The organism is Micromonospora sp. A3M-1-15 (assembly GCF_024213425.1).
Lineage (GTDB): Bacteria > Actinomycetota > Actinomycetes > Mycobacteriales > Micromonosporaceae > Micromonospora > Micromonospora chersina.
In genome coordinates this window covers 997,994-1,019,281 of the sequence record NZ_JANAVK010000003.1, presented here as the reverse complement: position 1 = coordinate 1,019,281, position 21,288 = coordinate 997,994, and the positions used below count along the sequence as shown (strand labels likewise).

At 72.0% G+C, this 21,288-nt stretch carries 15 protein-coding genes; 10 read left to right on the top strand and 5 right to left on the bottom strand.

Going from position 1 to position 21,288, the window contains the following annotated elements; all coding sequences use genetic code 11:
• Window positions 1-129: 129 nt before the first annotated feature.
• The 7 genes from NLX85_RS19925 (at window position 130) to NLX85_RS19895 (ending at window position 13,900) form a co-directional block, all read left to right on the top strand.
• Window positions 130-1,131, top strand: a complete 1,002-nt coding sequence (locus NLX85_RS19925; protein WP_254337268.1) for a substrate-binding domain-containing protein — start codon at window positions 130-132, stop codon at window positions 1,129-1,131.
• Window positions 1,132-1,469: 338 nt separating this feature from the next.
• Window positions 1,470-2,849, top strand: coding sequence for an ABC transporter substrate-binding protein (locus tag NLX85_RS19920; protein ID WP_254337266.1), 1,380 nt, complete (start codon window positions 1,470-1,472; stop codon window positions 2,847-2,849).
• An 84-nt stretch (window positions 2,850-2,933) separates the two neighbouring features.
• Window positions 2,934-3,890, top strand: coding sequence for a carbohydrate ABC transporter permease (locus NLX85_RS19915; RefSeq protein ID WP_254337264.1), 957 nt, complete (start codon window positions 2,934-2,936; stop codon window positions 3,888-3,890).
• A gap of 12 nt (window positions 3,891-3,902) precedes the next feature.
• Window positions 3,903-4,790: a carbohydrate ABC transporter permease gene (locus NLX85_RS19910; protein WP_254337262.1), complete on the top strand. Its 888-nt coding sequence runs from the start codon at window positions 3,903-3,905 to the stop codon at window positions 4,788-4,790.
• A gap of 114 nt (window positions 4,791-4,904) precedes the next feature.
• Window positions 4,905-6,530, top strand: a complete 1,626-nt coding sequence (locus NLX85_RS19905) for an alpha-amylase family glycosyl hydrolase (RefSeq protein WP_254337260.1) — start codon at window positions 4,905-4,907, stop codon at window positions 6,528-6,530.
• 120 nt (window positions 6,531-6,650) lie between these two features.
• A complete protein-coding gene (locus tag NLX85_RS19900; protein ID WP_254337258.1) occupies window positions 6,651-9,524 on the top strand; it encodes a discoidin domain-containing protein in 2,874 nt (957 codons plus the stop codon).
• A gap of 92 nt (window positions 9,525-9,616) precedes the next feature.
• The gene (locus tag NLX85_RS19895) at window positions 9,617-13,900 is read left to right on the top strand and encodes a discoidin domain-containing protein (protein WP_254337256.1); all 4,284 of its coding nucleotides are present in this window, start codon (window positions 9,617-9,619) and stop codon (window positions 13,898-13,900) included.
• A 67-nt stretch (window positions 13,901-13,967) separates the two neighbouring features.
• On the opposite strand, the gene NLX85_RS19890 is transcribed toward NLX85_RS19895, so the two are convergent.
• From NLX85_RS19890 to NLX85_RS19870, 5 genes are all read right to left on the bottom strand, one after another.
• The gene (locus NLX85_RS19890) at window positions 13,968-15,026 is read right to left on the bottom strand and encodes an SRPBCC domain-containing protein (RefSeq protein WP_254337254.1); all 1,059 of its coding nucleotides are present in this window, start codon (window positions 15,024-15,026) and stop codon (window positions 13,968-13,970) included.
• Between the two features lie 38 nt (window positions 15,027-15,064).
• Window positions 15,065-16,396, bottom strand: a complete 1,332-nt coding sequence (locus NLX85_RS19885; RefSeq protein WP_254337252.1) for a low temperature requirement protein A — start codon at window positions 16,394-16,396, stop codon at window positions 15,065-15,067.
• Between the two features lie 65 nt (window positions 16,397-16,461).
• The gene (locus NLX85_RS19880; RefSeq protein ID WP_254337250.1) at window positions 16,462-17,088 is read right to left on the bottom strand and encodes a GNAT family N-acetyltransferase; all 627 of its coding nucleotides are present in this window, start codon (window positions 17,086-17,088) and stop codon (window positions 16,462-16,464) included.
• Window positions 17,089-17,116: 28 nt separating this feature from the next.
• Entirely contained in the window at window positions 17,117-17,479 is a 363-nt protein-coding gene (locus tag NLX85_RS19875) for an MmcQ/YjbR family DNA-binding protein (RefSeq protein ID WP_254337247.1), read from the bottom strand.
• Window positions 17,480-17,509: 30 nt separating this feature from the next.
• On the bottom strand, window positions 17,510-18,100 hold the full coding sequence (locus NLX85_RS19870; protein ID WP_254337244.1) for a TetR/AcrR family transcriptional regulator: 591 nt from the start codon (window positions 18,098-18,100) through the stop codon (window positions 17,510-17,512).
• A 101-nt stretch (window positions 18,101-18,201) separates the two neighbouring features.
• Between NLX85_RS19870 and NLX85_RS19865 the strand changes: the two genes are divergently transcribed.
• The 3 genes from NLX85_RS19865 (at window position 18,202) to NLX85_RS19855 (ending at window position 21,285) form a co-directional block, all read left to right on the top strand.
• A complete protein-coding gene (locus tag NLX85_RS19865; RefSeq protein ID WP_254337243.1) occupies window positions 18,202-18,672 on the top strand; it encodes a MarR family winged helix-turn-helix transcriptional regulator in 471 nt (156 codons plus the stop codon).
• Entirely contained in the window at window positions 18,669-20,309 is a 1,641-nt protein-coding gene (locus tag NLX85_RS19860) for an MDR family MFS transporter (RefSeq protein ID WP_254337241.1), read from the top strand. Before NLX85_RS19865 ends, NLX85_RS19860 begins: the two co-directional genes overlap by 4 nt.
• Window positions 20,310-20,406: 97 nt before the next feature.
• Window positions 20,407-21,285 (top strand): phosphatase PAP2 family protein, encoded by an 879-nt coding sequence (locus NLX85_RS19855; protein WP_254337239.1) that lies wholly within the window; start codon window positions 20,407-20,409, stop codon window positions 21,283-21,285.
• Window positions 21,286-21,288 lie beyond the last annotated feature (3 nt).

The window sequence follows — 21,288 nt, the reverse complement described above, 5'->3', positions numbered from 1 at the left end:
TGTTCGAATCTTTCGAGGGTCGCAACGCCCCCGTCGGGGCGTGCGCCGGACGCCCGGGGGACCGCGTCGGGCCGCCGGCCAGCAGGGCCTTGTTCATTTCTTGCAAGAACACGACGTACGATTGCCGCCGTGACGAAACGGTTGACGGAGGTGGCTCGCAAGGCGGGCGTCAGCGAGGCGACCGTGAGCCGGGTGCTCAACGGGCGGGGCGGCGTGTCCGAGGCGACCCGGACCGCGGTCCTGACCGCGCTCGACGTGCTCGGCTACGAGCGCCCGACCAAGTTGCGCGGCGAGCGGGCGCGGCTGGTCGGCCTGGTCCTGCCCGAGCTGCAGAACCCGATCTTCCCGGCGCTCGCCGAGGTGGTGACCGGCTCCCTCGCGCAGCGGGGGTTCACCCCCGCGCTCTGCGCCCGCACCATCGGCGGGGTGTCCGAGTCGGACTACGTCGAGATGCTCCTCGACCACCAGGTCTCCGGCGTGATCTTCGCGGGCGGGTCGTACGCCCTCGCCGACGCCACCCACGAGCACTACCGCCGGCTGACCGACCGGGGCCTGCCCGTGGTGCTGGTCAACGCGGGCGTCGACGAGTTGGGCTTTCCCCGGGTCTCCACCGACGACGCGGTGGCGGTGGAGCAGGCGTACGGGCACCTGCGCTCGCTCGGGCACGAGCGGATCGGCATGGTGCTCGGCCCGGAGGGCCACGTGCCGTCCCGGCGCAAGCTGGCCGCGATGATCCAGGTCGCGGGCTGGAGCGACGACAACTCGTACGTCGAACGCTCCAGCTTCTCCATGGAGGGGGCGCGGGTCGCGGCGACCAAGCTGGTCGAGCGGGGCGTCACCGGCATCATCTGCGCCAGCGACGTGCTGGCCCTGGGCACCATCCGGGCCGCGCGGCGCCTCGGCCGCGCGGTGCCGACCGACGTCTCCGTGGTCGGCTTCGACGACTCCGCGTTCATGACCTGCACCGACCCGCCGTTGACCACCGTGCGGCAGCCGATCGAGACGATGGGGCAGGCCGCGGTGGACCTGCTGGTCACCCAGATCGAGGGGGCCGGCGTGCTGCACGACGAGCTGCTGTTCGAGCCCGAGCTCGTGGTCCGCGGCTCCACCGCCCCCGCCCCCCACCGCTGACCACCTTGCCGGAGGACTCCGGCACCACACCGCCTCCCTGACCGCCGCACGACGCTCCGGCCGTCGACCGCCCACCCGCGGTCGGCGGCCGTTTCGTCGTTGTCGGCCGAGGTGGGCTCCGAAAGGGACGAAAGCCGGAAGCCGGACCCGGCTCCTCGGTGCAGCGCCATCTGTCCTAACAAAGTCGTGTTCTTTCAGTCAACGATCGGAACCTTGCCGCAATGAGTCCGCCTCGCTACAGTGACTCCACTCACACCTGGCCCCGAGGTCAGGCGGTGACGTTCACGGCAGATCAAGCGAACGCCATGGATACCCCGTTCCCCCGAAGGGATGGACAGATGTCCGTACCGCAGTACCGGAAGGCTGCGGCGATAGCGCTCGTGGCCGGCCTGGGGCTCAGCCTCGCGGCTTGCTCCACGAAGAGCGACGACGCGGCGAAGGACGCCAGCGGCAAGGTCACCATCACCGTCGACTGCCAGCCGGTCGGCGCCCAGAAAGAGCTGCTGAAGAACTGGAACGACGACGTAGCCGAGTTCCAGAAGCAGAACCCGAACATCGTCATCAAGAGCGTCAGCGTCGGCGAGCAGTGCAACAACCCGCCGGACTTCACGGCACGCCTCGCCGGCGGCACCGTGACGGACGTGTTCTACGGGTACATGACCGATCTTCAGCAGGTGCTGGACTCCGGTCAGGCCATGGACATCACGGAGTACGCCAACAAGGACACGATCCCGACCTGGGACAGCGTCGACCCGGCGCTCAAGGGGGTCTTCACCGACGGCGGCAAGCTCTACGCCGTCCCGGTGAAGAACTACTCGATGGGCCTGGTCTACAACAAGGTCCTCTTCCAGCGGGCGGGCCTCGACGTGAACAACCCGCCCAAGACGTGGGCGGAGGTCCGGGAGGCGGCCAAGAAGATCTCCGCGCTGGGCAACGGCATCGCCGGCTACTCGGAGTACAGCGCCGGCAACACGGGCGGCTGGCACTTCACCTCCCTGCTCTACTCCCAGGGCGGCCAGGTGCTCAGCGAGGACGGCAAGAAGGCCGACTTCAACAACTCGATGGGCAAGCAGGTCCTGCAGAACCTCAAGGACATGCGGTACGGCGACAACAGCATGGGCAGCCGCCAGCTGCTCCAGTGGGGTGACCTGCTGACCAACGCCGGCGCGGGCAAGGTCGGCATGTTCATCGGCGCGCCGGACGCCACCCAGGCGATCGTCAGCCAGTTCCAGGGCAAGTTCCAGGACTGGGCGATGGGCCCGCTGCCCGGCCAGGACGGCGCGGCGAAGGCGACGCTCGGTGGCGGCGAGGGCTACTTCTTCAAGAAGGGCCTGACCCCCGAGCAGGTCAAGGCCGGTCTGAAGTGGATCGCCTACCAGAAGTTGACGCCGGGCAAGGGCCAGTTCGACTACGTGCGGGCCAAGCCGCAGAACTACCCGGTGGGCCTGCCCCAGCCGCTGCTGTTCTCCAACGGCAGCGACGCGCAGAAGAAGGAACTCGACCTGCGCAAGGCCAACGCGAACGTCGACACCGCCAACTTCGCGATCTTCGAGGCGAACCCGGTCCCGATCAAGGGTGAGCCCCGCAACGCGCAGGCGATCTACGCGGTGCTCGACGCCGCGATGTCCGGGGTCCTCACGAACCCGAACGCCAACATCGACGCGCTGCTCAAGACGGCCGAGGACAAGGTCAACCAGCTGCTGGCCGCCGGGAGCTGACCCGGCGCGGGTGGGGGCCGGCACCACCGGCCCCCACCCTCCGCCCGCACACCGTCCGGCCACCGACCTTCCGCAGGAGACGCCTTGGCCATCACCACCGTCCCGGGTACCGCCAGACGAACGGGTCGCACCGGGCCGCCGTACCCGTCACCGCGCCGGCGTGCGGGCCTCGGCCGCAAGGTACGGGACAACCTCACCGGGCACACGTTCCTCATCGGGGCGCTCGTCTGCTTCGCCGTCTTCTCCTGGTACCCGATGGTCCGCGGCATCGTGATGAGCTTCCAGCGCACCCGCCGGGGCGAAACGACCTGGGTGGGCTGGGACAACTACACCCGCATCATCGACGACCCCAGCTTCTGGACCGCCTGGAAGAACACCTTCTACTTCACGTTCCTCGCGCTCGTCCTCGGGTACGCGGTGCCGTTCTTCGTGGCGATCCTGCTCAACGAGTTCCGCCACGCCAAGGGCTACCTGCGGATCCTGGTCTACCTGCCGGTGATGCTGCCGCCCGCCTCGGCGCTGTTCCTCTTCAAGTTCTACGCGTACGACCCCAGCGAGGCGGGCCTGTTCAACGCGGTCCTCGCGGCGCTGCACCTGCCGACCTCGGAGTGGATGCAGTCACCGGGGATGACCATGCCGGCCATGGTGCTGGCGTCGACGTGGATGAACATGGGCAGCGCCGTGCTGATCTACCTGGCGGCGCTGCAGAACATCCCGGGCGAGCTCTACGAGGCGGCCGAACTCGACGGCGCCGGGATCTGGCGGCGGATCCGGCACGTGACCATCCCGCAGACCCGGCTGATCCTCGCGCTCCTGGCGATGATGCAGATCGTCGCCACCATGCAGCTCTTCATCGAGCCGCTGATCCTCGCCAATGGCGCGGGCACCGGGGACTCGGCGACCTCGGTGGCGTACCTCATCTACCAGCACGGGTTCTTCCAGAACGACCTCAACGGCGCCGCGGCACTCGGCGTGATCATGCTCGTGGTGCTGGCCGGCTTCTCCGCCGTCTACGTGCGGCTGACCGCGAAACAGGACTAGGACGGACGAGGAATGGCACAGGACTCCGGGACCCGGACCCTCATCTCCCAGGCCCAGCTCGAACGGGGACGCGGCCGGATCATCTACTGGACGCTGCTCGCCGTCGTCGTGGTGGGGTTCACGCTCGTCTTCGTCGGGCCGCTCTACTGGATGGTCACCGGCGCGCTCAAGTCCGGCCAGGAGATCGCGCAGACGCCGCCGTCGCTGTTCCCCGCGGACCCGCAGCCGCAGAACTACGTCGACGCGTGGAACAACCTGGACCTCGCCAAGTTGCTGTTCAACACCTTCTACTACGCGACCGGCGCGGTGCTGTTCCAACTCGTCCTGGACACGGCGGCGGCGTACTCGCTGTCGAAACTCCGGCCGATCTTCGGCAACGCGATCCTCGGCCTCATGCTGGCGACGCTGATGATCCCGGCCATGGTCCTCATCGTCCCGCAGTACGTGACGGTGATCGACCTGCCGATCCTGCATCTCAACCTGCTCGACTCGCCGTTCGCCATCTGGCTGCCGCTGGTCGCCAACGCGTTCAACATCTTCCTGTTGAAACGGTTCTTCGACTCGATCCCCGAGGACCTCATGGCGGCGGCCTTCGTGGACGGGGCCACCCCGCTGCGCACGCTCTGGTCGATCATCCTGCCGATGTCGCGCCCCATCCTCGGCGTGGTCTCGATCTTCGCGGTGACGGCGGTCTGGAAGGACTTCCTCTGGCCGAAGCTGGTCATGCCGTCGCCCGAGACCCGGACGGTCAGCGTCGGCATCTACGCCTTCGCCGGTGGCACCCCCATGAACGTGGTGATCGCCGCCTCCGTCATCGCCGCGATCCCCACCGTCGTCATCTTCCTGATCTTCCAGCGCAACATCATGTCGGGCCTGACCACCGGCAGCCTCAAGGGCTGACCGCACCGGCACACCACCGGCGACACCTCCCGCGGCGAACGACGACCGTTCGCCCGACCCCCACATCCAGGTCCGGCGAACCAGCCGACGTACCGACGCAGAAAGCAGGTGCTCGTGTCCACACCAGACAGCGGTCCGTGGTGGCGTGGAGCGGTGATCTACCAGGTGTACCCGCGGAGCTTCGCCGACGGTGGTGGCGACGGCATCGGCGACATCGCCGGCATCCGGTCCCGGCTCCACTACCTGTCCGAGCTCGGCATCGACGCGATCTGGTTCAGCCCCTGGTACCCCTCACCGATGGCCGACGCCGGCTACGACGTGGCCGACTACCGCGACATCGACCCGGTCTTCGGCACTCTCGCGGAGGCGGAGGCGTTGATCAGCGAGGCGCACGCGCTGGGCATCCGGACCATCGTCGACGTGGTGCCGAACCACTGCTCCGACGCGCACCCCTGGTTCCGGGCGGCCCTCGCCGGCGGGCCGGACGCGCCCGAGCGGGAACTGTTCTGGTTCCGCCCCGGCCGCGGACCAGGCGGCGACCAGCGGCCCACCGACTGGGTCGGCGAGTTCGGCGGCCCGACCTGGACGCGGACCGTCAACCCGGACGGCACCCCCGGCGACTGGTACCTGCACCTGTTCGCCCCCGAGCAGCCGGACTTCAACTGGGACCACCCGCGGGTGCGCGCCGAGTTCGAGGGCATCCTGCGGTTCTGGTTCGACCGCGGGGTGGACGGCATCCGGATCGACTCGGCCGGGCTGCTGGTGAAGGACGGGACGCTGCCCGAGACCCTGCCGGACCGGCCGCATCCCTTCCGCGACCTCGACGGGGTGCACGAGATCTACCGCGGCTGGCGGCGGGTCGCCGACTCCTACCCGGGCGACCGCGCCCTGATCGGCGAGGTGTGGCTGCCGGACCGGCAGCGGTTCGCCAACTACCTGCGTCCGGACGAGCTGCACGCCGCCTTCAACTTCGACTTCCTGGGCTGCGCCTGGGACGCCGCGGCCCTGCGCGAGAGCATCGACGGAACGCTGAGCGCCCACGCGCCGGTCGGCGCGCCGGCCACCTGGGTGCTCTCCAACCACGACGTCACCCGGCACGTCACCCGCTACGGCCGGGCGGACACCCGGTTCAGCTTCGCCGCCAAGCGCGAGGGGATCCCCACCGACCTGGAACTCGGCACCCGCCGGGCCCGGGCCGCCGCGCTGCTGTCCCTGGCGCTGCCCGGGGCCGCGTACGTCTACCAGGGGGAGGAGCTGGGGCTCTGGGAGGTCGAGGACATCCCGTACGAGCTGCGCCAGGACCCGATGTGGGAACGGTCCGGCCGGGTCGACCCCGGTCGGGACGGCTGCCGGGTGCCGCTGCCGTGGGCCGGTGACACCCCGCCGTTCGGGTTCAGCCCCGACGGCGCGGCGGCCGCGCCCTGGCTGCCCCAGCCGGCCGACTGGAAGGACCGCACGGTCCGGGCCCAGACCGGCGACCCGCACTCGATGCTGGAGCTCTACCGGGCGGCCATCGGGATCCGCCGGTCCGAGTCCGCGCTCGGCGACGGCGGGCTCACCTGGCTGCCCGCCCCGGACCAGGTGCTCGCCTTCGCCCGCGATTCCGGCTTCGCCTGCATGGTCAACCTCTCCGCGGTCGCCGTGCCCCTGCCCGCGCACGAGCGGCTGCTGCTGGCCAGCGGACCGCTCGACGACGACCGGCTGCCGCCGGACACCGCGGTCTGGCTGCGGACCCGCTGAGCCCGTTCCCGGCGTCGGCGGCCCGTCCCGGCCGCCGGCGCCGCCCGAGGAGGAAGGAGGAGCGCAAACACCGCACCGCACGGGGGACCTGGCCATCCGACGAAAGGGAGCGCACCCCTCATGGCCGATCACACCACCCCGCACCACCCGCGCCGCCGCCGGCTCCGCGCGGGGCTGGCCGCCCTCGCCGGCGCCGCGCTGGCCGCCACCTCCGTCACCGTCGTGGCGCTCACCACCACCGCCACCCCGGCCCGGGCCGCCGGGCTGTCCCCGTTCGACATCGCGGGCCGCGGCGCGACCGTGCCCTTCGTCGAGCAGGAGGCGGAGAGGGCCGTCCATACCGGCACCCGGATCGGCCCCGACCGCCGCTACGGCACCCTCCCGTCCGAGGCTTCCGGCCGGGAGGCGGTCACCCTCGACGCCGTCGGCGAGTACGTCGAGTTCACCCTCACGGCGCCGGCCAACGCGGTCACCTTCCGGTACAGCCTGCCGGACAGCGCCGCCGGCACCGGCCGGGACGCCAGCATCGACCTGCGCGCCGGCGGCGCCCTGGTCAAGGCGGTCCCGGTCACCTCCCGGTACGGCTGGTACTACGGCGGGTACCCGTTCAACAACAACCCCGGCGACACGAACCCGCACCACTTCTACGACGAGACCCGCACCCTGTTCGGGACGACCTATCCGGCCGGCACGAAGATCCGCCTCCAGGTCTCCTCGACCGCGCAGTCACCGACCTTCACCATCGACCTGGCCGACTTCGAGCTGGTCGGCGGCCAGATCGCCAAGCCCGCCGGCGTGCTGGACGTGGTCACCGACTTCGGCGCCGACCCCACGGGCGCCACCGACTCGACGGCGAAGTTCCAGGCCGCCGTGGACGCCGGCCGGGCCCAGGGGAAGACGGTCTGGATCCCCGCCGGCACCTTCACCCTCTGGGACCACGTGGTGGTCGACGGGGTGACCCTGCGCGGCGCCGGGCCCTGGTACTCGGTGCTCGGCGGCCGGCACCCCACCGATCGGAAGCGGGCCGCCGGCATCTACGGCAAGTACGTGCCCGGCGGCGGCTACGGCGGCGAGATCCGGCCGCACGAGGCCGGCGGGCCCAGCCGCAACGTCACCCTGCGGGACTTCGCCATCATCGGCGACATCCGCGAGCGGGTGGACGAGGACCAGGTCAACGCCCTGGGCGGGGCCATGTCGAACTCGGTGGTGGACAACCTCTGGTTGCAGCACACCAAGGTCGGCGCCTGGATGGACGGACCCATGGACAACTTCACCATCCGCAACAGCCGGATCCTCGACCAGACCGCCGACGGGGTGAACTTCCACTGGGGCGTCACCAACTCCACGGTGACCAACACCTTCGTCCGCAACACCGGCGACGACGGCCTGGCCATGTGGGCGCAGAGCGTGCCGAACGTCAACAACGCCTTCACCTTCAACACCGTCGGCGTCACCATCCTGGCGAACAACCTGGTCACCTACGGCGGCCGGGACATCCGGATCACCGACAACGTCACCGCCGACTCGGTGACCAACGGCGGCGGCATCCACGTGGCCAACCGCTATCCCGGCGTGAACGGCCCCACCGCGGTCGCCGGCACGATCACCGTCGCCCGCAACACCCTGATCCGCAACGGCAACTCCGACTACAACTGGCGCTTCGGCGTCGGCGCGCTCTGGTTCTCGGCGCTCAACGAGCCGATCCAGGGCGCCACCATCAACGTCACCGACACCGACATCCTGGACAGCTCCTACGCGGCGCTGCACTGGATCGAGGGGCAGACCAGCGGGATCAACCTGAACAACGTGCGCATCGACGGCGCGGGCACCTTCGCGCTCCAGGTGCAGGCGCCCAGCCAGGTCAGCTTCACCAACGTCCGGGCCAGCGGCATCGCCCAGGCCAACCCCATGTACAACTGCGTCGGCAGCGGCTTCCAGATCACCCAGGGCGCCGGCAACTCCGGCTGGTACTCGGCGAGCCCGTACTGCGGGCCCTGGCCCGAGCCGCAGTGGGGCAACGGCCCGTCCACCCCGCCCACCCCGACCCCGACCAGCCCGACGCCCAGCCCGACGCCCAGCCCGACGCCGACCACCCCACCGCCGTCCGGCGGCAACCTCGCCCTCGGCCGGCCGGCCACCGCGTCCAGCAGCACCCAGACGTACGCGGCGGCGAACGCCGTGGACGGCAACGCCGGCACCTACTGGGAGAGCGCCAACAACGTGTTCCCGCAGACGTTGAGCGTGGACCTCGGGTCGGCGCGCACCGTCGACCGGGTCGTGGTCAAGCTGCCGGCGGGCTGGGAGCGGCGCACCCAGACGCTGTCCGTGCTCGGCTCCACCGACGGGTCGACCTGGGCCACGCTGAAGGCGTCGGCCGGCTACACCTTCGATCCGGCCACCGGCAACACCGTGTCGATCCCGCTCACCGCGGGGGAGCGGCGGCACCTGCGGCTCAGCGTCACCGGCAACACCGGATGGCCTGCCGGCCAGGCCGCCGAGTTCGAGGTGTACGGCGGCACCACCACCCCGCCGCCGACCACCCCGCCGCCGCCGACCACCACCCCGCCGCCGCCGAGCGGCAACCTGGCCGCCGGGCGGCCGGTCACCGAGACCAGCCACGCCGACGTGTACGGCGCGGCCAACACGGTCGACGGCAACGCCGGCACCTACTGGGAGAGCGCCAACAACGCCTTCCCGCAGTCGATCACCGTGGACCTCGGCGCGACGTACCCGGTGTCCCGGGTCGTGCTGAAGCTGCCGCCGTCCTCGGCCTGGCAGACCCGCACGCAGACCCTGTCGGTGCTCGGCTCCACCGACGGGTCGACCTGGACCACGGTGAAGGCGTCGGCCGGCTACACCTTCGATCCGGCCAGCGGCAACACCGCCACCGTCACCTTCCCGTCCGCCGGCCGCCGGTACCTGCGGCTGACCTTCACCGGCAACACCGGCTGGCCCGCCGGCCAGCTCGGCGAGTTCGAGGTGTACGCCACCTGACCGCCCCGGGGTCCCCGCGGCGCGGCGGGGACCCCGTCCCACCCCCCACCACACCACCTCTCCACGTCCCCGGAAGAAGGTGTCCCTCCACCATGTCCAGATTCCGTACCCGGCTGGTCGCGGTGCTCGCCGCGGTCGCGCTGGCCGTCACGGCCCCGCCCCCGTCACCCGCCGCCGCGGCCGGCGGCCCCAACCTCGCACTCGGCCGCACCGCCACCGCCAGCAGCGCCAACGGCCCGTACGCGGCCGGCAACCTCACCGACGGCAACGCCGGCAGCTACTGGGAGAGCGCCGGCAGCACCTTCCCCCAGTGGGCCCAGATCGACCTCGGGTCCGCCCAGGCGGTCGACCAGGTCGTGCTGAAGCTCCCCACCGGCTGGGAGTCGCGCACCGAGACCCTGTCGGTGCAGGGCAGCACCGACGGCAGCAGCTTCACCACCCTGCTCGCGTCGGCCGGACGCACGTTCAGCCCGGCCAACGGCAACACGGTCACGCTGAGCTTCCCGGCCGCCAGCACCCGGCACGTCCGGATCACCGTCACCGCCAACACCGGCTGGGCCGCCGCGCAGCTCGCCGAGCTGGAGGTGTACGGGACCGCGAACTCGTCGACGAACCTCGCCCTGGGCCGGACCATGGCGGAGAGCGGTCACTCCGACGTCTACGGCGCGGGCAACGCCAACGACGGCAACCCGGCCACCTACTGGGAGAGCGCCAACAACGCGTTCCCGCAGTGGATCCGGGTCGACCTCGGCGCCGCCGTGGCGGTCAACAAGGTGGTGCTCAAGCTGCCCACCGGCTGGCCCGCGCGCACCCAGACGCTGACCGTGCAGGGCAGCACCGACGGGTCCACCTTCACGACCCTCGTCGCCTCCGCCGGGTACGCGTTCGACCCCGCCGGCGGCAACACGGTCACCGTCACCGTCGGCACGGCCACCACCCGGTACGTGCGGCTGCTGTTCACCGCCAACACCGGCTGGCCCGCCGGCCAGCTCGCCGAGCTGGAGGTCTACGGCCCGGCCACCGGCGACACCCAGCCGCCGAGCGCCCCCGGCAACCTGACCCTCACCGAGCCCGCCGCCGACCAGGTCCGGCTCACCTGGACGGCGTCCACCGACAACGTCGGCGTCACCGGCTACGACGTCTACGCCAACGGCACGCTGCGCACCAGCGTCAGCGGTTCGACGCTGACCTGGACCGACACGCAGCCGGCCGGAGCCACCGTCTCCTACTACGTGCGGGCCCGCGACGCGGCCGGCAACCAGTCGGCCAACAGCAACACCGTCACCCGCACCGGCAACACCGGGGACACCACGGCGCCGACCGCGCCGGGCAACCTGGCGTACACCCAGCCGGCGAGCGGGCAGATCCGGCTGACCTGGACGGCGTCGACCGACAACGTCGGCGTCACCGGCTACGACGTCTACGCCGACAACGCGCTGCGCGGCAGCGTCAACGGCTCGACCCTGACCTGGACCGACAGCCAGCCGGACAGCGCCACCGTCTCCTACTTCGTCCGGGCCCGGGACGCCGCCGGGAACGTCTCGGCGACCTCCAACACGGTCACCCGCACCGGCAGCACCCCGACCGGCAGCAACCTGGCCGCCGGCAAGCCGATCACCGCCTCCTCGGTGGTGCACGTCTTCAACGCGGTCAACGCCAACGACGGCGACGTGACGACCTACTGGGAGGGCGCGCCGGGGGCGTACCCGAGCACGCTGACCGTCGCGCTGGGCGCCAACGCCAGCATCAGCGCGATCGTGGTCAAGCTGAACCCGGACCCGGTGTGGGGGCCGCGCACGCAGACCTTCCAGGTGCTCGGCCGGGAGCAGTCCGCATCCGGCTTCACCAGCGTGGTCGGCTCGGCGACGTACTCGTTCAGCCCGACCAGCAGCAACACGGTGACCATCCCGGTGAGCGCCACCGCCGCGGACGTGCGGCTCCAGTTCACCGCCAACTCGGGCTCGTCCAACGGGCAGGTCGCCGAGTTCCAGGTGATCGGCACCCCGGCGCCGAACCCGGATCTCACCGTCACCGCCCTGTCCGCGGCGCCGTCCGCGCCGGTGGAGACCGACCCGGTCACGCTCTCCGCCACCGTCCGCAACGCCGGCACCGCGCCGGCCGCCGCCTCCGCGGTGACCTTCTCCCTGGGTACGACGAAGGTCGGCACCGCGGCCGTCGGCGCGCTCGCGGCCGGCGCCTCGGCGACCGTCACCCTCACCATCGGCGCGCGCAACGCCGGCACCTACGAGGTGACCGCCACGGCCGACGAGGCGAACACGGTCATCGAGCAGAACGAGTCGAACAACAGCCGGACCGCCTCGCTGACCGTCAGCGCGGTGCCCAGCTCCGACCTGGTCGCCGGGGCGGTGAGCTGGTCACCCGGCACGCCGAGCGCCGGTGCCACGGTCAGCTTCGCGGTGTCGATCCGCAACCAGGGCACGGTCGCCTCGGCCGGCGGGGCGCACGGCATCACCCTCACCGTGCTCAGCGACAGCGGCGCGGTGGTGCGCACCCTCACCGGCTCGTACAGCGGCACCCTGGCGGCCGGGGCGACCAGCCCGCCGGTCGGCCTGGGCACCTGGACGGCGGCGAACGGGAGGTACACCGTGCGGGTGGCGCTCGCCGCCGACGCCAACGAACTGCCGGTCAAGCAGCAGAACAACACAAGCGACCGGCCGCTGTTCATGGGGCGGGGCGCGAACGTCCCGTACGACACGTACGAGGCCGAGGACGGCCGGGTCGGCGGCGGCGCGCAGGTGCTCGGGCCGAACCGGACCATCGGCGACCTGGCCGGCGAGGCGTCCGGCCGCCGGGCGGTCACCCTGAACACCACCGGCGCGTACGTCGAGTGGACCACCCGGGCGGCCACCAACACCCTGATCACCCGCTTCTCCATCCCCGACGCGCCGGGCGGCGCCGGGATCGACTCGACGTTGAACATCTACGTCAACGGGGTGCTGCACAAGCCGATCAACCTGACCTCGAAGCACATCTGGCTCTACGGGGCCGAGGCGGGCCCGAGCGACTCGCCGGGCGCCGGCGCACCCCGCCACCTGTACGACGAGGCCAACGTGATGCTGAACTCGACAGTCCCGGCCGGCGCCACCATCCGGCTCCAGAAGGACCCGGCCAACAGCACCACGTACGCGATCGACTTCGTCAACACCGAGCTGGTGTCGCCGCGGGCCAACCCGGACCCGGCCCGCTACAAGGTGCCAAACGGCTTCAGCCACGCCGACGTGCAGAACGCGCTGGACGCCGTCCGGATGGACACCACCGGCAACCTGGTCGGCGTCTACCTGCCGCCGGGCACCTACGACACCGCGCAGAAGTTCCAGGTGTACGGCAAGCCGGTAACGGTGGTCGGCGCGGGCATGTGGTACACCCGCTTCCAGACGCCCACCAACCAGCAGAACACCGACGCCGGGTTCCGGGTGGAGTCCTCGGCGAGCGGGTCGACCTTCGCCCACCTGGCGTTCTTCGGCAACTACACCAACCGGATCGACGGTCCCGGCAAGGTGTGGGGTGAGCTGAAGGACGTCGACAACATGACGCTGGACAGCGTCTGGGTGGAGCACACCGTCTGCGCGTACTGGGGGGTGAGCGTCAGCGGGCTGACCATCCGGGACAGCCGGTTCCGCGACACCTTCGCCGACGCCGTGAACATGACCAACGGCAGCACCGACAACCACGTCACCAACTCGGAGGGCCGCTCCAACGGCGACGACGCCTTCGCGCTGTTCTCCGCGACCGACCAGGGCGGCTCGGGCGGCAACCACGGCAACGTGTTCGAGAACCTGACCGCCACGCTCACCTGGCGGGCCGCCGGGGTGGCCGTGTACGGCGGCTACGACAACATCTTCCGCAACCTCTACATCGCCGACATGCTGACGTACTCGGGCATCACCATCAGCTCGCTGGACTTCGGCTACCCGTTCGTCGGGTTCGGCGCCAGCCCGCCCACCCAGTTCCAGAACGTCTCGCTGATCCGGGCGGGTGGGCACTTCTGGGGTGCGCAGACGTTCCCCGCGATGTGGCTGTTCTCCGCCTCCAAGGAGTTCCGCGGCATCCGGGTGTCCGACGTGGACATCGTCGACCCGACCTACTCCGGAATCATGTTCCAGACCAAGTACAACGGCAGCCAACCGGAGAACCCGGTCACCGACACGGTCCTCACCAACGTGTCGATCTCCGGGGCGAGGCGCAGCGGCGACGCCTTCGACGCCAAGTCGGGCTTCGGGATCTGGGCCAACGAGATGCCCGAGCCGGGGCAGGGCCCGGCGGTCGGCTCCGCCACCTTCACCAACCTCCGGCTGACCGACAACTACCAGGACATCCGGAACACGACAAGCACGTTCACCATCAACCGCAACTGACCCTCCGGTCGGCGGGCCGCCGGGAGGACACGCCTCCCGGCGGCCCGTCGCCGACCCGGCACTCCGCTCACAGCCCGGCGCAGGCCGCCCCGTCCACCGTGCAGCCCTCCGGCCGCGTGGCCGTCAGGTCGGGATCCCGCACGTCGAACCGGATGGTGGCCGACCCGCCCGCCGGCACATCCGCGCCGGTGAAGGTGACCACCGGCCCGTCCTGCTTCGCCTCGGCCCCGTTGACGGTGCCGACGGTGGCGTCGTCGCCGAGCGTGACGGTCACCGCCCAGCCCGACAGCGCCGCCGGACCGCGATTACTGAGCACCACCTGGCCCCGGTAGCCGAAGACCCGGTCGGAGACGGTCTCGTAGCTGGCGGTCAGCGCAGCGGCCGGCGACGGACTCGGACTCGGCGTACGGGTGGGGGAGGCGGACGGGGTCGGGTCCGGCGTGGCGCTGCGGCGGGTGGCCGACGGCGTGACCCGCGACGGCGTCGCCTTCGGCGATTCGCTGCTCGCCGACGGCACCACGAGCGGCGCCGACGGCGGCGGGGCGGCCGGCGCCGGCGGCGCGGGCCGGGTGGCCCACACCGTCACCCCGGCGGCCGCCCCGAGCACCACCAGCACCGCGGCCACGAGCACCGCCCGGCGACGGCCGGCCCGGCTGCGTACGTCGCCGAGCAGCCCGACCACCGGCAGTTCGGCGGTCAGCCCGCCCTCGGCGCGGCGCAGGTCGACCTGCTGGAACGCGAGCCAGTCGAGGATCGCCGGGAGCCGGCCGGTCACCGCCGCCTGGTGCTGCTCGGCGCGCCGGTCGGCGTCCCAGTCGCCCTCCTCCAGCACCTCCCGCACGGACAGCCGGGAGCCGTGACCGGTGGCGACGATGTCGCAGGCCAGCCGGGTGCTCCGGTCCGCCTCGCGGCAGCGCAGCACCAGCCGCTCCGGCGCGCGCAGCTCGACCACCTCCACCTCGGTGTCGGCGTCGTACCCGGGCAGCCCCGAGGTCCGCAGCAGCGTCCGCTCACCCAGCGACTCGCTTCCGGCGAACCACTTGGCGAGCAGTTCCCGTTCCGTGAGCGCCCGCCAGATCCGTGCCGGCGGGTGGAACAGGTCGACCTCGGTGGCGATCTCGATCACGCGGAGACTCTAAGGGTCGTCCCGCGGACCGGCGATCCCTACTCCTCGGGCCGCTCCGGGCCGCCGTCGTGCCAGCGGGCGCGGAACGCCGCCTCGCCCGCCTCGTGGCTGGCCTTCTCCTCGTAGACGGCCCGGCGCAACGCGACGCGGGCATCCGCCATCATCACCAGTTCCACCGCGACGAGCGCGATGCAGATCGCGGTGAGCAGCCCGAGCGCGGCGAGCGCCGGCAGGTGCCGGCCGACCGGCAGCCCGGCGGCGAGCGCGGCGAGGGCGGCGACCCGGGTCCACGACACGGTCCGCAGGGTGCGCAGCTGGAACGCCATGTCCGCGGCGAGATAGAGCATCACGCCGGCGAAGAGCAGTGGCACCGCCGGGCCGTGGGCCCGCTCGGCCACCCCGCCGACCGGGTCGGTGATGGTCCGCACCAGCTCCTCCGCGCCGATCGCGAACAGGATCACCCCGGCGATCATGGGCAGGTAGAGATAGGCGTACGCGTCGCGGGCCATCGCCACCCGCGGGCGGCCCTCGGCGGCGTGCAGCGCGATCCGGGCGGCCGGGCCGATCATGTCGAAGTGCACCCACCAGAGCGCCGCGGTGAACAGGATGCCGAAGATCGCCGCCGGGATGGCGGGCCAGGTCACCGGCTTGCCGAGCAGGTTGCCGCCGACCCCGACCGAGATCACCGACTCGCCCAGCGCGATGATCAGGATCAGGTCGTAGCGCTCGGTCCAGTGCTCGGCCGAGGTGATCTGCCAGCCCTCCGCGCCGGCCAGCAGCCCGCTGGCGTACTGGATGACCACCACGGCGATCCAGAGCCCGTCGCGCAGCCAGAGCCCGAGGCCGGGATCGTCGACCTCGGGCGGGAGCAGTGCCGCGACCAGCAGCAGGCAGGTGGTGATCAGCACCTCGGGGGCGAGCTGCCAGAGCTTGCTCCGGGCCGGCGGGTCACCCCGGGTGGCGTACGCGTAGAGCGCTATGTGTACGGCGCGGATCACCATGTAGCTGACGGTGACCAGGATCGGCCCGGCCGTGCCCTGCTGGAGGTCGCCGAAGGTCTGCGGCAGCGCCAGCGCGAAGGTGAAGAGCGCCACCATGCCGATCACCATGAGCACCGGCACGAAGCCCTCGCCCAGCCGGAGCCGGGTGGCCACCGCGCTGTGCACGACCCAGCACCACCAGAGCACGGCGAGCACCAGCATGGCGTGCAGCAGTTCCCGCGGAGTCACGTTCGCGGCGGTGGCCCGGGTGATGATGAAGAACGACACCACGAAGACGAGGTCGAAGAAGACCTCGAACTTGTCCACCCGGGCGGCTGGGGCGACCGGTACGCCGGGTCCCAGCCCCTTGCCCCACCCGTCGCGGCCCACCGACCGAGTCTGTCAGCGGCGGGCGGGGCCCCGGGGCGGAATCGACCCGCATCCCGGCCGGCGCGTCAGCGGGTGGACCGCCCCAGGTAGGTGACCGGGCCCGGGTCCGGCACCGGGATCACGTGGAAGCCCAGCCGGTCGTAGAAGCCGCGGGCGCGGACGTTCGCGGTGACCATGCCGACGTGCAGCGCGGGCGCGCCGGCCCGGGCGGCGGCGGCCAGGAACGTCTCCAGCAGCCGCCGGCCGTGGCCGCGCCCCTGGTGGCTGGGGAGCAGGTCGATGTGCAGGTGGGCCGGGTAGCCGGCCAGCTCCGGCACCAGCATCCGCTCGGGGTGGTGGTGCAGGGCGATCATCTCCTCGTCCGGGGTGCGCGGGTCGCCGGCCGGCTCGGGGTAGCGGTGTGCCAGCCGGGGGATCCAGACGCGCCGGTAGGCGCGGACGAAGGCGGGGGTGTCGGCGGTGCCCACCACGTAGCCGACCACCCGGCCGGCGTCGGCCAGCACGAACGCCAGATCCGGTTCGAGGTGCACGTAGGGGCCGGCGAAGAGGTCGGGCATGAGGTCGTCGGAGGCGTACCTCCCGCGGGCGTCGCCGCCGGCGTCGGCGGTGCGGACGCAGATGTCGTAGACCGCGTCGTGGTCGGCGGGCCGGTACGGCCGCACGGCCGCCGTGGATGTCGTGGTGCCGCTCATGCCGGGACCGTACGGCGTGGTACCGCTCTCACCGAAGCCCCGGCGGCCCGGGTTCACCGAGCCGCTGGCGGGCCAGGAACTTCGGCACCACCATCCGCCACGCCTCGCAGACCAGCTCGGTCATCTGGTCGTGGTCGAGCCGCTCCAGATGGCAGCAGACCCAGTTGAACCGCAGGTCGGAGGGGCGGGGGAGGAAGAACAGGGCCGGCTCGGCGGCGATCAGCCCGTCCCGCTGCTCCTTGGGGTAGCCGAAGCCCATGGTCTGCTCGTCGCGGCTGAACGCGACGTAGACGATCGCGCCCACCCGGAACTTGATCCGGTCGTGGATCAGGTGCTCGCTGGTGCGGGGGAGCGTGCGGGCCAGGGCGCGGACCTCGTCGACGGTGACCACGCCGAGGACGCTAGCCCCACCCTCCGACAGTCAGCCGGCCGCCGGGGTGGCGTGGGCGAGCGCGGTCCGGAGCGTGCCGGTCAGCGGCTGGTCCGGCGCCTCGATCCACTGTTGGACGGCGACCCGCAGGGTCGCCAGGAAGGTCGCGGCGAGGATCCGGGCGCGCAGCGCCGCGTCGGCGCCGGTGAGCCGGCGGCCGATCTCCCCGGCCAGCTCCCGCTCGATCGCCGTGTACGCGGCCACCTGGTGCGCCACCAGGCCCGGGTTTCCGTGCAGCCGGCGGCGCCGGTCGAGCCACGATTCGGCGGTCTCGCCGTACATCTCGTCGGCCTGGCGCAGCGCGGCACGGCTCAGCGCCGCCCAGGGTGGCAGGTCGGCGGGTTGCTCGGCGATCAGTTCCAGCAGGCGGCGCAGCCGCATGGTGTCGCCGTGGAAGAGCGCCTCCTCCTTGCTGGAGAAGTAGTTGGAGAACGTGCGCCGGGACACGTTGGCGGCGTCGGCGATCGCCTCGACGGTGACCCGGTCCGGCCCCTGCTCGGCGGCGAGGCGCAGGGCCGCCTCGTGCAGGGCGAGGCGGGTCGCCGCCTTCTTGCGCTCCCGCAGCCCGGTGGCCTCCTCCATGGCTCCCAGCGTACGTGATCCGTTTCTCAATGAGCAAACTTGCCTACTGCGCAAGATTCGCGAATGATTGCTTGAGGCAACCAAGGCAGGGGAGGGGAAGAGTGGACGCCACCCGTCAGGAGCTCGTCACCCGGTTGCAGGATCTGCTGACCGGCGTGCGGCTGCTCAAGCAGCGGCGCGCGGACGACCGGCCGGCCGTGCCGCCCGGCCTCGTGGGCCTGCTCCGGCACATCGACCGGGACGCCGACACCGGCTGCCACGCCCGGGACCTGGCGGAACGGAGTCGGCTCGACCCCTCGACGGTCAGCCGCGCCGTCGCCGCCCTGGTCGCCGACGGCCTGGTGGACCGGCGTACCGACCCGGAGGACCGGCGGGCAAGCCACCTGACGGTCACCGCGGCCGGCCGTGCCGCCCTGAGCGAGGCCTACGACTGGTACGGCGGAGTGCTCGCCCGGGCGCTCGCCGACTGGACCCCCGGCGAGGTGGCCGCCCTGTCCGCCGCGCTCGCCCGCCTCACCCGCGATCTTGAGGTCGCCCTCACCCGACACGACAACCTGGAGGACGCGCGATGAGCGCACCCACCGCGACGGCCGACGCCGCGCCCATGAACCGGCGGCAGACGCTGGAGGCCCTCAGCGGCCTGTTGCTGGTGCTCTTCGTGGCCATGCTGAGCAGCACGGTCGTCTCGACCGCCCTACCGAAGATCATCGGAGCCCTCAACGGCTCGCAGACCCAGTACACCTGGGTGGTCACCGCCACCCTGCTCACCGCCACGGCGACCACCCCGATCTGGGGCAAGCTCGCCGACCTGTTCAACAAGAAGCTGCTGATCCAGGTCGCCATCGTGGTCTTCCTGGCCGGCTCGGTCGCGGCCGGCTTCGCGCACTCCGCCGGCCAGCTCATCGCCGCCCGCGCCTTCCAGGGCATCGGCGTCGGCGGTCTCCAGGCCCTGGTCCAGGTGGCCATCGCGGCGATGATCCCGCCGCGGGAGCGCGGTCGCTACAACGGCTACCTCGGCGGTGTGATGGCGCTCGCCACGGTCGGCGGGCCGCTGCTCGGCGGCCTCATCGTGGACACCTCCTGGCTCGGCTGGCGCTGGTGCTTCTTCGTCGGCGTGCCCGTCGCGGTCGTCGCGCTGCTCCTGCTCCAGGCCACCCTGCACCTGCCCACCGCGCGGCGGGACAACGTGAAGATCGACTACCTGGGCGCCACCCTGATCGCCGCCGGCGTCAGCCTGCTGCTGGTCTGGATCTCGTTCGTCGACGACTCGTTCGCCTGGCTGTCCTGGGAGACCGGCGCGATGGTCGGCGGCTCGGTGCTGCTGCTCGCCCTGGCCGTCCTCGTGGAGTCGCGGGCCGCCGAGCCGGTCGTGCCGCTGGAGATCGTCCGCGAGCGCACCACCGCGCTGGCCATCCTGGGCAGCCTCGCGGTCGGCATGGCGATGTTCGGCGGCGCGGTCTTCCTCGGCCAGTACTTCCAGATCGGCCGCGGCTACAGCCCGACCGAGGCCGGCCTGCTCACCATCCCGATGATGGCCGGCGTGCTGCTCTCCTCGATCGTCGCCGGCCGGCTGATCACCGCCAGCGGCAAGATCAAGCCGTACATCGTCGCCGGGTCGGTCATCCTGGTCGCCGGCTTCGCCCTGCTCGGCACCATCGACCACGAGACCTCGCTGGTCCTAGTCGGCGCCGCCATGTTCGTCGTCGGCGTGGGCGTCGGCATGACCATGCAGAACCTGGTGCTCGCGGTGCAGAACTCCGTGGCGCTCAAGGACATCGGCGCGGCCAGCTCGACGGTGGCGTTCTTCCGTTCCCTCGGCGGCACCATCGGCGTGTCGGTGCTCGGCGCGGTGCTCGCCCGCCGGGTGGCCGACCGGATCACCCACGACCTGGCCGCGGCCGGGATCCCCACCTCGGGCGGCAGCGGAGGCAGCACGCTCAACCTCGCCGCGCTGCCCGAGCCGGTGCAGAACATTGTGCGGGCCGCGTATGGTGACGCGACCGGGCACATCTTCCTGATCTCCGCCGCCATCGCGGTCGTCGGGATCCTGGCCGCGCTGTTGCTCAAGCCGGTCACCCTGCGGTCCAGCCTGGACCTGCCCGACACCGCCCGCTCGGTCGCCGTCGCGGCCGACGCGGTCGACGGGGCGCCCGCCTTCGACGAGGTGGCCGTGGACGTCACGGGCCCGGGCGAACGCGCCCGCCGCTGACGCCCCGTCGTCCCAGGGCCGTCGCCGATGCCGGCGGCGGCCCTGGTCCGTGCCCACCCGGGCCGGCGTACGCCGGCCGTGACCGAATCGAGGCGCTGTGGACACCACGCAGCCCGCGCCGCCGCCGCCGGTGGCCGTCCACGCACGGCCGGTCGAAGCGCGGCCGGGCGGGGCGGTACGCCGTGCGGTCCGCGAGCTGATCCTCGTCGCCGTGCTCTTCCTCGCGTACAAGGCGGGCCGGCTGGCGGTGGCCGGGCGGTCCGCCGACGCGCAGGTGAACGGGGAGCGGATCTGGTGGATCGAGCGCCTGCTGCACCTGCCCGACGAGGCGGCCGTGCAGGCGCCGCTGCTCGTCCACGAGCTGCCGGTCCGGCTGGCCAACTGCTACTACGCGTACGTGCACTTCCCGGCCACCGCGCTGTGCCTGGTCTGGCTCTACCTCCGCCATCCCGCGCACTACCGCTGGATGCGGCGGGCGCTCGCCGCGCTCACCGCCTCGGCGCTGGCCCTGCACGTCCTCGTCCCGCTCGCCCCGCCCCGGATGACCGCGCTCACCGGCCTGGTGGACACCGGTCGCCGGTACGGCCCCGCCGTCTACGGCCCGCCGGAGGCCGACACGCTGAGCAACCAGTACGCCGCGATGCCCTCCCTGCACGTCGGCTGGGCCGTGGCCGTGGCCGTCGTGCTCGTGGCGGTCAGCGCCGGGCGGTGGCGGTGGCTGTGGCTGGCCCACCCAGTGCTCACCCTGCTGGTGGTGGTCGGCACGGGCAACCACTACTGGCTCGACGGGGTGGTCGCGGTGACGCTCCTCGGGCTGATCCTGGCGGCGTTGCCCCGTCCGGACGCGCCGCGCCGGCCACCGCCCGGGCCGGCGCCCGCCCCGCGGCTGCGCCCGCACGTGGTGCCGGGAACGGTGGATGGATCATGTGAATGCCGACCACCTGCTCGGGATACAGGGCGCCCAGCCAACCGGTGACCA

Excerpts from the sequence above, each read along its gene's own strand:
- NLX85_RS19920 (WP_254337266.1), top strand. The coding sequence starts at position 1,470 with ATGTCCGTACCGCAGTACCGGAAGGCTGCGGCGATAGCGCTCGTGGCC.
- NLX85_RS19910 (WP_254337262.1), top strand. The coding sequence starts at position 3,903 with ATGGCACAGGACTCCGGGACCCGGACCCTCATCTCCCAGGCCCAGCTC.
- NLX85_RS19900 (WP_254337258.1), top strand. The coding sequence starts at position 6,651 with ATGGCCGATCACACCACCCCGCACCACCCGCGCCGCCGCCGGCTCCGC.
- NLX85_RS19895 (WP_254337256.1), top strand. The coding sequence starts at position 9,617 with ATGTCCAGATTCCGTACCCGGCTGGTCGCGGTGCTCGCCGCGGTCGCG.
- NLX85_RS19880 (WP_254337250.1), bottom strand. The coding sequence starts at position 17,088 with ATGAGCGGCACCACGACATCCACGGCGGCCGTGCGGCCGTACCGGCCC.
- NLX85_RS19870 (WP_254337244.1), bottom strand. The coding sequence starts at position 18,100 with ATGGAGGAGGCCACCGGGCTGCGGGAGCGCAAGAAGGCGGCGACCCGC.
- NLX85_RS19860 (WP_254337241.1), top strand. The coding sequence starts at position 18,669 with ATGAGCGCACCCACCGCGACGGCCGACGCCGCGCCCATGAACCGGCGG.